Raw genomic sequence first — 13,387 nt, forward strand, 5'->3', positions numbered from 1 at the left:
ATGGCCTATCAACCCCAGGAAATCTTCTTCCGCTCCAATGCCCCCGTCACCGTGGACGAGGACAAATGCATCGCCCACAAGGGCTGCACGGTCTGCGTCGATATCTGCCCGATGGACCTGTTGGCGATCAACCCGGCCACCCAGAAGGCCTACATGGCGTTCGATGAATGCTGGTATTGCATGCCCTGTGAAAAGGACTGCCCGACGGGGGCGGTGAAAGTGGAGATTCCTTATTTGCTGCGTTGACCGAGCGGACGCCATCGCGAGCAAGCTCGCTCCCACAGGGGATCAAGGCCAGTCGCGGTTGCTATGTACACCCCTGAACCTGTGGGAGCGAGCTTGCTCGCGATGAGGCCCGCCCTAGCACCACAAAAGCCATCCGGTCACCCCCGGACGCACCATTCAGAACACCCCTCGTTTCCCACCGCGCCCTGATCGTGGCGGAGACGAACATCCAATCAATGATTCGAGGGGACACACCCATGTTATTGCGTGCAGCGCTGGCCGGTCTGGTACTGGCTTCATTGACCTTGCCTGCCCAGGCAGAAACCATCCGCATTGCCATCGGCACCCAGGACACCACCATCAACTGCGCCGCCGGCGGCTTGTTGATCCGCGAGCTCGGCCTGCTGGATAAATACCTGCCCCACGACGGCGCGTACAAGGACGCCGAGTACGACATCCAGTGGAAAAACTTCACCAGCGGCGCGCCGCTGACCAACGAGATGGTCGCCGGCAAACTCGACTTCGGCGCCATGGCCGACTTCCCCGGGGCGTTCAACGGCGTGGCGTTCGAGACCGCCGGCAAGCACAGCCTGTTCATCAGCGTGCTGTCGGGCAGCACCCAGGGCAGCGGCAACGGCATTGTCGTGCCCAGCGCCTCGGGCGTGCAGTCCCTCGCCGAGCTCAAGGGCAAGACGATTTCCGTGCCGTTTGCTTCCACCGCCCATGGCATGTTGCTGCGAGCCGTCGCGGCCCAGGGCTGGGATCCACTCAAAGACGTGAACATCATCGCCCAGCCGCCGGAGGTCGCCGGCTCGGCGCTGCAAGCTGGCAAGATCGATGCCCACGCCGATTTTGTACCGTTCGCCGAACTGTTCCCCAGCCGCGGTTTCGCCCGCAAGATCTACGACGGTGCCCAGGCCGGGACGCCGACTTTCCACGGCGCGCTGGTGGATCAGGCCTATGCCAGAAAGTACCCGGAAATCGTCGTCGCTTATTTGCGCGCGACCATCGAGGCCAATCAATTGCTGGCCGCCGAGCCTGAGAAATACAGCGAGCTGATCGCCAAGGTCACCGGGGTGGATGCCGAGGTCAATTACCTGTTCCACGGGCCGCTGGGCGTACAGACCCGCGACCTGACCTGGAAACCCGAATACCGGCAAGCCGTCGGCACCGCGATCGACACCCTCAAATTGCTGAAAAAGGCTGATCGCGGCCTGGACCTCAACACCTTTATCGACGATCAGTACATCCGCGCCGCGTTCAAGGCATCGAGCCTGGATTACGCCGCGCAACTGGGCAACTACGCCCAGACGCCCCTTGGCAACCCCGATGCCTTGACCGGCCAGCCCATCACCGATCCCCGCCATGTGGCGCAGATCTGGGTACGCGGCGAGCCGACAGTGCGTCATTACGCCTCGGCGCAATCGGCCTTCACCGCGCTGGCGAATCTCAAACAGGAAGGCAAGGGCATCCGCGCCGTTTACGCCCAGGCCAGCGACAGTGGAATCAAGCTGCTGGCCGAGCAGGCGTGGTTCGCCAGCGATGCCAAGGGCCAACTCAGCGCGTTCCTGTTGAAAGGGCAGGCTGAGCAATTTGCCACGGCCGAGGGCGGCAAGGTCCTCGATTTTACCGAAGCTACCACCCAGGCAGTCGCCGCCCGATAAACCTGACACCGACCCCTGTGGGAGCGAGCTTGCTCGCGATGGCGTCAGGTCAGTTGAAGTTGAAGTGCCTGATACACCGCTATCGCGAGCAAGCTCGCTCCCACAGGGTCCATTGCGGAGGATAGATTTGTGTACCCATCACCCAAACGCTGGCTCCTGCGAGCCGCTTCCTTGTTGCTCTGCCTGCTGCTCTGGCAGCTCGCCGCCAACGGCCATTGGGACCTCGGCCTGGTGACATTCGCCAACGTCCCGGCCCCGCTGGCGGTGATCGAGGCCGCGCTCGGCCTGGGCGAGTCGGGCCATCTCGTTCGGCACTTGGGCAGCAGCCTGGGCCGGGTCTTTGCCGGGTATGGCGCGGCGTTGCTGGTGGGCGTGGCGCTGGGCCTGGCCATCGGCCGCTCCCGGTGGGCCGAGGACCTGTTGCTGCCACCGCTGGAAGTGCTGCGGCCGATTCCGGCGGTGGCCTGGATCCCGCTGGCGATCCTGATGTTTCCCTCGTCGGAACTGTCGATGGTGTTCATCACCTTCACCGGTGCGCTGTTCCCGATCCTGCTCAACACCGTGCACGGCGTCGAAGGAGTGGACCGGCGACTGGTCGCATCGGCGAAAAGCCTGGGGGCAGGGCGCCGGGCAATCCTGCTGGAGGTGATCCTGCCGGGCGCGGCGCCGAGCATCATCACCGGCCTCGCCATCGGCATGGGCACGTCCTGGTTCTGCCTGGTGACGGCGGAAATGATCGCCGGCCAGTACGGCATCGGCTACTACACCTGGGCGTCCTACACCGTGCAGAACTACCCCGACATCGTCGTCGGCATGTTGCTGATCGGCGTGCTGGGCATGGGCAGCAGTTTGTTGATCAAGCGCCTGGGCGGGCTGTTCACGCCTTGGCACCGACCCCGAGGAAAAGCCTGATGAGCGCGATGCAAACCCCTGAAGGGCGGATCGATATCCGCCAGTTATCCATTGTCCTGGGCCAGGGCGCCCAGGCTTTCGAAGCAGTGCAGGGGCTGGATTGCCAGATCGAGGCCGGCCAGTTCGTCTGCATCCTCGGGCCGTCCGGCTGCGGCAAATCGACGTTGCTCGGCGCGCTCGCCGGGCACCTGCGACCCAGTGCCGGCACGCTGAATGTCGATGCGCTGCCGGTGGCCGGGCCGTCGCCCCAGCGCGGCATGGTGTTCCAGCAGCACACCCTGTTTCCGTGGCGCAGTGTGCGCGACAACGTCGCTTTCGGCTTGAAGATGCGCGGCCAGGGCAAGCTTGAACGATACCGGGCTGCCGATGAAATCCTTGCCCTGGTGGGCCTGGAAGGTTTCGCCGGACACTGGCCGGACCAACTGTCCGGCGGCATGCAGCAACGGGTGGAGATCGCCCGGGTGCTGGTCAACCGCCCGCGTTTGTTGCTGATGGACGAACCTTTCGGCGCGCTGGATGCATTGACCCGGTTGAACATGCAGGAGCTGCTGCTGGACATCTGGACGCGCATCCGCACCACCGTTGTCTTCGTCACCCACGACATCGACGAGGCGTTGTTCCTCGCTGATCGCTTGCTGGTGATGAGCCCGCGCCCGGGCCGGATCATCGAGGACTTGCGCCTGGATTTCCCCCGGCCACGAACCACCGACCTGGTCACCCGCCCTGAGTTTTCCCGATTGAAACGCCATTGCCTCGAGCTGCTGCGCCATGGAGACGGCCGGCAATTGCCGCGCCTCAATCCCCTCGGGCTTCCTCCTGAAACCTCCTTGCCGCGATTTGCCCTATGACTTCTCTATTCGAAAACACCGACAACGATGACATTCTTGCCCTGCAACCACGCCTGACGGACGACGACGCGGGGGTGCGTCGCATCGCCCTGATCGAACTGGCTGACCTGGAGGAACCCGAAGGCCTGCTGTGGCTCGTAGACCGTCTGGCCGAGGATCCCAGCGCCGAGGTGCGGGCCGAAGCCGCGCGCTTGCTCGAAGCCTGGGAGGACGCGCCGGTGGTCGCGGCCCTGTGCCAGGCCCTGACCGATACCTCCCCGACCGTGCAGGCCGCGGCTGCCCAGAGCCTGAGCCTGCTCAAGGGCGAGGCGGCGGGGGAGGTGATATTGCCTTGGACCACCCACGCAGATGCCCGCGTGCGCATCGCTGCGTTCCGGGCCTTGCGCGAGTTGCGCCTGGGCGCTGCCGCACCGGCTGCGATCGCGGCCCTGGTCGACGCCGATGCCGGCGTGCGTCGCGAGGCGGTTGGCGTGCTGGGCTGGCTCAAGCAGCTTGAGGCTCTGCCGGCCCTGGCCCGGCTCGCCAGCGCCGATCCGGACAGCGAAGTGCGCCGCGCGGCCACCGGCGCCCTGGGCCTGGCTGCGGATGCGCAAGTCTTGCCGGCGCTGCGCCAGGCCTTGCGCGACCCGGCCTGGACGGTGCGTGAAGAGGCCGCCACCACGCTGGGCAAAGTGGGTCACGCCGACGCCGGCCCGGCCCTGATCGATGCCCTGGATGATGATTACTGGCAAGTGCGCCTGCGCGCCACCCGCAGTCTTGGCCGCTTGCGTTATGTCCAGGCGTTGCCGGCACTGATCGAAACCCTGGGCCATCGAATCAGCAATCTGCGCAAGGAGGCGGCGTTGGCGTTGGGCGAGTTGAACAATCCGGGAGCGATCCCCGCCTTGCAGGCAGCCCGGGACGATGGCGACCCTGAAGTGCGCAAGGCCGTTCGCATCGCCTTGGGCCAGTTGCAATGAGTCCGTTGACGATCGGCAATTCCCGGGACAAGGGCCAGTTGCGGCTGAGTTGGCCCGATGGTCGCGAGCAACGGCTGGACCCTGTCGAGCTACGCAGGCAATGCCCATGCTCCCAATGCCGGGCGTTTCGCCTGCAAGGGCTGACGGTTCAGGTCGATGCCCGGGTGCGGGTGGTTGAGGTCAATGCCCAGGGGTATGGGGTTCAGCTGGTGTTCAGTGATGGGCACGAGCGGGGGATTTTTCCCTGGGCTTATCTGGCGGGTTTTTAGTTGAATCCAACTGTTCGCAGATTCTTTGTAGGAGATTCTTTGTGGGAGCGAGCTTGCTCGCGAAGGCGGTGGGTCAGCTTGCATGGATGTTGAATGTGTTGAAGCCCTCGCAAAAATTCTCCTACTCGGGAGGAGTGTTGTTCAAAGACGACGATGAATCCCGTGGCGAGGGAGCTTGCTCCCGCTGGGCTGCGCAGCAGCCCCAAAACCATTCAGCAGGATTCATCCGGACAACAGCAGGTTTTTTACGACTGCTGCGCAGCCGAGCGGGAGCAAGCTCCCTCGCCACGGGTTTATCCTTTTCTTGGGGAAAGAGTATTTCCTCCAAAATCAGGCTCGTCAGCCACCCCATGAACTGACTGGCGGCGCTTGTCAGGCAAAACCGACAGGAGTACAAATGTACTCCATGACGACTCTCACTCCCCGCCGTACCGCCATCCTGACCTTCATCCGCGAACGCATCGCCGAGCAGGGCCAGCCTCCCAGCCTCGCTGAAATCAGCGAGGCGTTCGGTTTTGCCTCCCGCAGCGTGGCGCGCAAGCATGTGCTGGCGTTGACCGAAGCCGGTTTCATCGAAGTCAATCCGCACCAGGCCCGAGGCATCCGGCTGTTGAACCAGCCGCCGCGCCCCGAGCTTCTGGACGTGCCGGTGTTGGGTCGGGTGGCCGCCGGCCTGCCGATTGGCGCCGATGCCGAGGTCCACAGCCGCTTGTTGCTGGACCCGGCGATTTTCACCAAGGCGCCGGATTACCTGTTGCGGGTCCAGGGCGATTCGATGATCGAGGACGGTATCCTCGATGGCGATCTGGTCGGTGTACAACGTACGCCCCAGGCCGCCAACGGGCAGATCGTCGTGGCACGCCTGGACGGTGAAGTGACCATCAAGCGCTTCGAGCGAGTCGGCGAGCGCGTGCGCTTGTTGCCACGCAACCCGGCCTACCAGCCGATCATCGTCGAAGCCGACCAGGACCTGGCGATCGAAGGCGTGTTCTGTGGCCTGGTGAGACAAGGCTGATGGGCGCCGTCGTTGCGCTGGACACGCTGTTCAATGGCGGCCAGGTCTGGAGGGGCCGGCCTGCGCCGCCGGCCGCCAGCCCGCAGCCCACCGGTCATGCAGCGTTGGACGCGGCATTGCCCAGTGGTGGCTGGCCGGACGCGGCGTTGACGGAAATCCTCATCGGCGCGCCGGGCGTGGGCGAGTTGCAACTGGTGTGGCCGACCCTGGCGCGGCTGTCGGCGGCGGGGGAACGCATCGTGCTGGTGGCGCCGCCGTTCGTGCCCTATCCCCAGGCCTGGCGAAATGCCGGGGTGGACCTGCGCCAGTTGTCGATCATCCAGGCCGACCCACGGGATGCCTTGTGGGCCACCGAACAATGCCTGCGTTCGGGCAGTTGCGGCGCGGTGCTGTGCTGGCCGCGCCAGGCGGATGACCGGGCTCTGCGTCGCTTGCAGGTCGCGGCGGAAACCGGCCAGACCCTGGCGTTCGCCTGGCGCTCGATCCAGGAAGCGATCAACCCATCCCCGGCGGCCTTGCGCATCGCCATCGATGCCCGCCCGGCACAATTGCGGGTGCTCAAGTCCCGGGGTGGACTGGCCCGTTCGGCGCCGATTGCGTTCACCACGCACACGGGGCATTGAGGTTGCAATGCGCTGGGTCTGTATCCTCTTCCCGCAATTGGCGCTGGACGCCGCGCTGCGCCAGCGCCCCGATCCCGACGAGCCCCTGGCGCTGTTGACCGGTCCGGCCCAGCGCCGGGTGTTGCAAGCGGTCAATGAGCCGGCGCGCGCCCTGGGCTTGCGGCCCGGCCAGACCATGACCGCCGCCCAGGCCCTGAGCAAAGGGTTCGCCACGGCCGAATACGACGCGGCGCAGATCGAGCATTGGCAACAATTCCTGGCGGCCTGGGCCTACCGCTTCAGTTCCCAGGTCAGCGTGCATTACCCGCGCACGGTGCTGTTCGAGATCGAATCGAGCCTAGGGCTGTTCGGGCCCTGGCCGGTGTTCGAGGCTCGGTTGCGGGCCGAGCTGACTGAACTGGGCTTCCGTCATCGCATCGTCGCCGCCCCCAACCCCGTGGCGGCGCGGATGTTGGCCAATGCCCATGACGCCCTGGTCGTGCCCGATGGCGAAACTTTGCAAGCGTACCTGGGGCAAATGCCGGTGGACCGCATCGGTCTGGCCGCCGACGTCGCCACGGCACTGTCGCGCATGGGCCTGCGCCGCCTGGATCAGATCCGGGCCTTGCCTCGGCACACCCTGGCGCGGCGCTTCGAGGCCGATGTGCTCAAGCACCTCGACGCGCTGACGGGCAGTCGTACCCTGGCGCTGTCGTTCTACCTGCCTCCGGACCGTTTTGATGTGCGCATCGAACTCAATTACGACGTGCAGTCCCACCAGGCACTGCTGTTTCCGCTGCGCCGGTTGACCGGTGACCTGTCGGCTTTCCTGTGTGGGCGCGACAGCGGTGTGCAGCGTTTCGACTTGCATCTGGAACACGCCGGTCTGCCGGACACGGTGATCAAGGTCGGCCTGCTCAGCGCCGAGCGAGAGCCTTCGATGCTGTTCGAACTGGCCCGTGGTCGTCTTGAACAGGTACAGGTCGAGGCGCCAGTGCGCGGATTTCGCTTGTGTGCCGACAACCTGCCGAGCTTCGTGCCCCAGCGCCTGGAGTTGTTCGACGAGCGTCCTCAACAGTCCTTGCCCTGGGAACAACTGCGCGAACGGCTGCGGGCGCGCCTGGGGGATGACGCCGTGCTGGGGCTGGGATTCGGTGAGGATCATCGACCTGAGTGCGCCTGGCAGATGACTCCCCAGCCGCGGCAACAGGCATGCCCGCTGCGCGAGGAAGTCCAGCGTCCCGGCTGGCTGCTCGGCGAGCCCCAGGCGTTTCCCGAGGGCCAGGCGCGAATCCTCATGGGGCCGGAGCGCATCGAGTCCGGCTGGTGGGACGGAGCCGACGTGCGCCGCGATTACTACCTGATCGAAACCCGCGCCGGGCAACGCGGCTGGGCCTACCGACCGGTGGGCGAGGGCGGGCCGTTGTGGCTCCAGGGCTGGTTCGCATGAGCATCGAATACGCCGAGCTGCATTGCCTGTCGAACTTCAGTTTCCAGCGCGGCGCCTCCAGCGCCCTGGAATTGTGTCGCCGCGCCAAGGAGCAGGGTTATGCGGCCCTGGCGATTACCGATGAATGCACCCTGGCCGGGATCGTCCGGGCCTGGCAGGCGGCCAGGGAGCTTGGACTGCAACTGATCGTCGGCAGCGAAATCCAGGTCGAGGACGGCCCGAAACTGGTGCTGCTGGTGGAAAACCTCGAGGGCTACCAGACCTTGTGCCGGCTGATCACCCGCGCCCGGCGGCGCAGCGAGAAAGGCTGTTATCGCATCGTCCGGGAAGACTTCGACGAACCTCTGCCGGGTTTGCTGGCGCTGTGGATCCCCGAAGGCAAGGCGCCCGAGGAGCAGGGGCGCTGGCTCCAACAGGTTTTCAACAGGCGACTATGGCTGGCCGTGCAGTTGCATTGCGGCCAGGACGATCGCCAGCGGCTGGCGGACTTGCTCGCATTGGCCGGACACCTGGGCCTTCCCGCCGTCGCCACGGGGGATGTGCACATGCATGTGCGTGGTCGGCGTGCCTTGCAAGACACCATGACCGCCATCCGTCACCACGTCACCGTGGCCGAGGCCGGCCAGCGCCTGCACCCCAACGGCGAACGCCATCTGCGCAGCTTGCAGGCCCTGGCCGATCTCTACCCACGCGCCTTGCTTGACGAAACCCTGGAAATCGCCCGGCGTTGTACGTTCGACCTCGGCCAGTTGCGCTACGAATACCCCCGCGAGCTGGTGCCTGATGGCCACGATCCGGCGTCCTGGCTGCGGGAATTGACCGAGCGCGGCCTGCGCGAACGCTGGGAGAACGGCGCGACAGACAAGGTGCGCGTGCAGATCGACAAGGAATTGGAGCTGATCGCCGAGTTGGGCTACGACAGCTACTTCCTCACCGTGCAGGACATCGTCAGTTTCGCCCGTAGCCGCCACATTCTTTGCCAGGGTCGAGGCTCGGCGGCCAACTCGGCGGTGTGCTACGCCCTGGGCATCACCGAAATCGATCCGAGCCAGACGGACATGTTGTTCGAACGCTTCCTGTCCCGTGAGCGCAATGAGCCGCCGGACATCGATGTCGATTTCGAACACGAGCGCCGCGAAGAAGTCTTGCAGTATGTGTTCCAGCGTTACGGCCGGCATCGCGCGGCGTTGACGGCGGTGGTCAGCAGTTACCATGGCGCCGGGGCGGTGCGCGATGTGGCCAAGGCCTTGGGCCTGCCGCCGGACCAGGTCAACGCGCTGGCCGACTGCTGCGGGCGCTGGAGCGATGAAGCGCCGCCCCTGGACCGCTTGCGCGAAGGTGGTTTCGACCCGGACAGCCCGGTGTTGCGCCGGGTGCTGAGCCTGACCCGGCAACTGATCGGCTTCCCCCGGCACCTGTCCCAACACCCCGGCGGTTTCGTGATTTCCCAGCAACCGCTGGACACCCTGGTGCCGGTGGAAAACGCCGCGATGGCCGAGCGCACCATCATCCAGTGGGACAAGGACGACCTTGATGCGGTCGGGTTGCTCAAGGTGGACATTCTCGCCCTGGGCATGCTCAGCGCGATCCGCCGCTGTTTCGACCTGATCGCCCGTTACCGGGGTGTGCGGCATACCCTGGCGTCGTTGCCCAAGGACGATCGGGCGACGTTCGAGATGATCAGCCGCGCCGACACCATTGGCGTGTTCCAGATCGAATCCCGGGCGCAGATGGCGATGTTGCCCCGGCTCAAGCCCAGGGAGTATTACGACCTGGTGATCGAGGTGGCGATCGTACGGCCGGGACCGATCCAGGGCGGCATGGTGCATCCGTATCTACGGCGACGAAATGGCGAAGAGCCCGTCACTTATCCTTCGGAAAAACTGAAAAAAGTGCTGGGTCGCACCTTGGGCATTCCGTTGTTCCAGGAACAGGTAATGCAGATCGCCATTGTCGCGGCGGACTACACGCCCGGCGAGGCGGACCAGTTACGTCGCTCGATGGCCGCGTGGAAACGCCACGGCGGCCTTGAGCCGCATCGCGAGCGCCTGGCGGAAGGTATGAAGAACAACGGCTACACGCCCGAGTTCGCCGCGCAGATCTTCGAGCAGATCAAGGGCTTCGGCAACTACGGCTTTCCGGAATCCCATGCCGCCAGTTTCGCCTTGCTGACCTACGCCAGCAGTTGGCTCAAATGCCACGAACCGGCGGCGTTCGCCTGCGCCCTGATCAACAGTTGGCCCATGGGTTTCTATAGCCCGGACCAGATCCTCCAGGATGCCCGTCGGCACCACTTGCAGATCCGTGCGACGGACGTGCGCGCCAGCGACTGGGAATCCAGCCTCGAACCCCTGGAGGGCCGGCAACCGGCGATCCGCATGGGCTTGCGCCTGATCAAGGGCTTTCGCGAAGACGATGCCCGCCGTATCGAGACGGCTCGCAGACAGCGGCCTTTCAGCGATGTGGCGGACCTTGCCGAACGGGCTCGACTCGATGCCCGGGCCATGGAACAACTGGCCGACGCCGGCGCGTTGCGCGGTATGGCCGGCGATCGTCACCGTGCCCGCTGGGAAATCGCCGGGGTGCAAAAACAACTGGGCCTGTTCGCCGGTTTGCCCAGCGAGGAGGAACCGCCCGTGGTCTTGCCGACGCCCACGGTGGGGGAGAACCTGTTCGCCGACTACGCCACGTTGGGCACCACGCTGGGGCCGCATCCGCTGGCCTTGTTGCGTCCCGAATTGCGCGCCCGGCGCTGCCGCAGTTCGCGGGAATTGCAAGCGGTGGAACACGGTCGCAACGTCAGCGTCGCCGGGCTGGTCACCGGCCGCCAGCGCCCGGGCACGGCCAGTGGCGTGACCTTCGTCACCCTGGAAGATGAATTCGGCAATCTCAACGTGGTGGTCTGGCGCGACCTGGCCGAGCGTCAACGCAAGGTCCTGGTGGGTTCGCAATTGCTTCGAGTGGACGGGCGCTGGGAGAGTGTCGGTGAGGTTCGGCACCTGATCGCCGGGCGTCTGAGCGACCTGACTGGATTGCTGGCGGGCATCAATGTGCGCAGCCGCGATTTCCGCTGAACCTGAACTGTGGTTAAAACTGGGGGATTTATCGAAACGCCGCACCGCCCCGCTGGGGTGCGAAGCGCCCCCAGACCATGGGGGCCGGAAGGCAGTTGCCCTGATCATTCAAGTCGCCTTCTCGAATGCCTTTTCCGCACAAAATTCCGCAACTGCCTCGTGCCGTAGTCCCTTTCCTTCAGCGAAAAAGACTGTGGCAGTAGGCCTTTTCTGAATTCACCTCAAGTCATTGTGAGCGCATTCAAGCCCCTCCTACACTTCGGCGCCGGAGGGCAAAAACCCTGCGAGTCGGTATGCCACGGGGAGCAAACCGCACAGCCGGGTACCGCCCCTAGACCTACGCAAGGAGCGACCATGCCCCGCCAAAGCGACTTACGCTTCACCTTCAAGCCCTTGAAGGGTGACCCCTTCGAGGTAATCTCCTTCACCCTTGAAGAAGGCCTGTCCCAGCCATTCAAGCTCACCCTGGAACTGGCCAGCCACAACGCCGCCATCGACTTCAATCGGGTGCTCGATCTGGCGGGGCTGTTCACGATCTGGCGCGGCGAAACCCCGATGCGTTACGTCCACGGCCTGGTCAGCTCGTTCACCCAGGGCGACACCGGCTTTCGTCGCACCCGCTACACCGCCGTGGTCGAACCGACCCTTTCGCGGTTTGGACTGCGTTCCAACTGGCGCATCTTCCAGTGCCAGAACGTACCCGACATCATCACCAGCATGCTCGCCGAAAAGCAGCTGACCGACGTTAAAACCTACCTCTGCTTCGAGCACCAACCGCGCGAATACTGCGTGCAAGCCGGCGAAACCGACCTCGATTTCATCACCCGCCTCGCCGCCGAAGAAGGCTTGGTCTACACCTTCGAACACCGCGCCGACGGCCATACGCTGTGGCTCACCGACCGCGTCGGTGGCCTCGGCACCATCGGTACTCATACCGATTGCCCAGTGATCTACCAACCGATGAGTGGCGGCGATGCCCTGGAACCGGCCCTGACCCGCTTCCATTACACCGAACAGGTGCGCACCGCCGTGCAGGTGCAGCGTGACTACACCTTCACCCACCCGCGCTACAACCAGCAGCACACCGCCACCGGCAACCAGGACCTGAACAACCAGCACAAAGACTACGAACGCTACGACTACCCTGGCCGCTACAAACGCGACATCGCCGGCAAGCCCTTCACCAAGACCCGCCTCGCTGCCCTGCGCAACGACGCCAAGCTGGCGCACCTGGCCGGTGACGACGCGCGCCTGCAACCGGGGCTGGCGTTCGACCTCAATGAACATCCGCGTGAGGATTTCAATGATCGTTGGCGCACCATCGCCGTCCAGCATGAGGGCAAACAACACTGCAGCCTGGAGGACGAAGCCTTCGGCAGCGACAGCGGCACGACCTATGAATTGAAGGCCACGGCCATTCGCTGGACCTCGGATTGGAAAGCCCCACTGCGTGATAAACCCTGCATCGACGGCCCGCAGATCGCCACGGTAGTCGGCCCGCCGGGGGAAGAGATTTATTGCGATGAATGGGGCCGGGTCAAGGTGCAGTTTCCTTGGGACCGTTCGGATAAAAACAACGACCAGAGTTCGTGCTGGATTCGAGTGGCTCAAGGCTGGGCCGGTGCGACCTGGGGCGCCATGGCCGTGCCTCGGATAAATCAGGAACTGATCATCAGCTTTTTGGATGGCGATCCTGACCAGCCGATCGCCACGGGGCGGACCTATCGCCAAACCAATCTGCCGCCCTACGAGCTGCCCAAACACAAAACACGCATGACCATCAAGAGCCGCACCCACAAGGGTTCTGGCTTCAACGAGCTGCGTTTTGAGGATGAACTGGGCCACCAGGAAGTATTCATCCACGCCGAAAAAGACAAGAACGTCCACATCAAAAACAACAACGGCATCTTCGTCGGCAACGACCGCAAGGAGCGGGTTGAGCACAACGAAACCGTGTCCATCGGCGACCACCGCACCGAGGACGTCGGCCAGAACGAAACCATCAGCATCGGTGCCAATCGCAGCGTGACCATCGGCGGCAACAAGGCCGAGACCATCAAGCTGGCTAAAGCAGAAACCATTGGCTTGGCCAAGGCACTGACCATCGGCGCGGCGTATCAGACCAGCGTCGGCGCCGCAATGAACACCACCGTGGGCCTGAGCCAGAGCGAGCAGGTCGGCATCCACAAATCAGTGGCGGTGGGTAAGACATTCACCATCGACGCCGGGGATGAATTCAAGGTCACGGTGGGCAAATCCACGCTGGTGATGAAGTCCGACGGCACCGTGCTGATCAACGGCCGTACCTTCGATTTCAGCGCCAGCGGCGCCGTGCAGATCAACGGCAAAGACGTCGATATTAACTGAGG

The 13,387-nt window shown here is 64.4% G+C and carries 11 protein-coding genes; all 11 read left to right on the forward strand.

The genetic code is table 11. From position 1 onward, the window contains the following. Positions 1-246 carry a 4Fe-4S dicluster domain-containing protein gene (locus J3P94_RS11190; protein ID WP_053213656.1) on the forward strand — a complete coding sequence of 82 codons (246 nt, stop codon included), beginning with the start codon at positions 1-3 and terminating at the stop codon, positions 244-246. A 236-nt stretch (positions 247-482) separates the two neighbouring features. After that, on the forward strand, positions 483-1,889 hold the full coding sequence (locus J3P94_RS11195) for an ABC transporter substrate-binding protein (RefSeq protein WP_434573367.1): 1,407 nt from the start codon (positions 483-485) through the stop codon (positions 1,887-1,889). A 129-nt stretch (positions 1,890-2,018) separates the two neighbouring features. After that, complete coding sequence (locus J3P94_RS11200; RefSeq protein ID WP_434573369.1) at positions 2,019-2,801, forward strand: ABC transporter permease; 783 nt, start codon at positions 2,019-2,021, stop codon at positions 2,799-2,801. Next, positions 2,801-3,649 carry an ABC transporter ATP-binding protein gene (locus tag J3P94_RS11205; RefSeq protein WP_434573371.1) on the forward strand — a complete coding sequence of 283 codons (849 nt, stop codon included), beginning with the start codon at positions 2,801-2,803 and terminating at the stop codon, positions 3,647-3,649. Before J3P94_RS11200 ends, J3P94_RS11205 begins: the two co-directional genes overlap by 1 nt. Then, positions 3,646-4,608, forward strand: coding sequence for a HEAT repeat domain-containing protein (locus tag J3P94_RS11210; RefSeq protein WP_434573372.1), 963 nt, complete (start codon positions 3,646-3,648; stop codon positions 4,606-4,608). Before J3P94_RS11205 ends, J3P94_RS11210 begins: the two co-directional genes overlap by 4 nt. Beyond that, complete coding sequence (locus J3P94_RS11215) at positions 4,605-4,877, forward strand: DUF971 domain-containing protein (RefSeq protein WP_434573374.1); 273 nt, start codon at positions 4,605-4,607, stop codon at positions 4,875-4,877. The genes J3P94_RS11210 and J3P94_RS11215 overlap by 4 nt, the downstream gene beginning before the upstream one ends. A 397-nt stretch (positions 4,878-5,274) precedes the next feature. Further along, positions 5,275-5,892, forward strand: coding sequence for a transcriptional repressor LexA (lexA, locus tag J3P94_RS11220; protein ID WP_305500270.1), 618 nt, complete (start codon positions 5,275-5,277; stop codon positions 5,890-5,892). Next, complete coding sequence (imuA, locus tag J3P94_RS11225; RefSeq protein WP_434573376.1) at positions 5,892-6,515, forward strand: translesion DNA synthesis-associated protein ImuA; 624 nt, start codon at positions 5,892-5,894, stop codon at positions 6,513-6,515. Before lexA ends, imuA begins: the two co-directional genes overlap by 1 nt. A gap of 7 nt (positions 6,516-6,522) precedes the next feature. Beyond that, positions 6,523-7,944 (forward strand): Y-family DNA polymerase, encoded by a 1,422-nt coding sequence (locus tag J3P94_RS11230; RefSeq protein ID WP_434573378.1) that lies wholly within the window; start codon positions 6,523-6,525, stop codon positions 7,942-7,944. Beyond that, the gene (locus J3P94_RS11235; protein WP_434573379.1) at positions 7,941-11,018 is read left to right on the forward strand and encodes an error-prone DNA polymerase; all 3,078 of its coding nucleotides are present in this window, start codon (positions 7,941-7,943) and stop codon (positions 11,016-11,018) included. The genes J3P94_RS11230 and J3P94_RS11235 overlap by 4 nt, the downstream gene beginning before the upstream one ends. Positions 11,019-11,372: 354 nt before the next feature. Further along, on the forward strand, positions 11,373-13,385 hold the full coding sequence (locus J3P94_RS11240; RefSeq protein ID WP_434573381.1) for a type VI secretion system Vgr family protein: 2,013 nt from the start codon (positions 11,373-11,375) through the stop codon (positions 13,383-13,385). Positions 13,386-13,387 lie beyond the last annotated feature (2 nt).

This window comes from Pseudomonas sp. Z3-8, from assembly GCF_051131975.1.
Taxonomy (GTDB): Bacteria; Pseudomonadota; Gammaproteobacteria; order Pseudomonadales; family Pseudomonadaceae; genus Aquipseudomonas.

Excerpts from the sequence above, each read along its gene's own strand:
- J3P94_RS11235 (WP_434573379.1), top strand. The coding sequence starts at position 7,941 with ATGAGCATCGAATACGCCGAGCTGCATTGCCTGTCGAACTTCAGTTTC.
- J3P94_RS11240 (WP_434573381.1), top strand. The coding sequence starts at position 11,373 with ATGCCCCGCCAAAGCGACTTACGCTTCACCTTCAAGCCCTTGAAGGGT.
- imuA (WP_434573376.1), top strand. The coding sequence starts at position 5,892 with ATGGGCGCCGTCGTTGCGCTGGACACGCTGTTCAATGGCGGCCAGGTC.
- lexA (WP_305500270.1), top strand. The coding sequence starts at position 5,275 with ATGTACTCCATGACGACTCTCACTCCCCGCCGTACCGCCATCCTGACC.
- J3P94_RS11190 (WP_053213656.1), top strand. The coding sequence starts at position 1 with ATGGCCTATCAACCCCAGGAAATCTTCTTCCGCTCCAATGCCCCCGTC.
- J3P94_RS11210 (WP_434573372.1), top strand. The coding sequence starts at position 3,646 with ATGACTTCTCTATTCGAAAACACCGACAACGATGACATTCTTGCCCTG.
- J3P94_RS11230 (WP_434573378.1), top strand. The coding sequence starts at position 6,523 with ATGCGCTGGGTCTGTATCCTCTTCCCGCAATTGGCGCTGGACGCCGCG.
- J3P94_RS11195 (WP_434573367.1), top strand. The coding sequence starts at position 483 with ATGTTATTGCGTGCAGCGCTGGCCGGTCTGGTACTGGCTTCATTGACC.
- J3P94_RS11205 (WP_434573371.1), top strand. The coding sequence starts at position 2,801 with ATGAGCGCGATGCAAACCCCTGAAGGGCGGATCGATATCCGCCAGTTA.
- J3P94_RS11215 (WP_434573374.1), top strand. The coding sequence starts at position 4,605 with ATGAGTCCGTTGACGATCGGCAATTCCCGGGACAAGGGCCAGTTGCGG.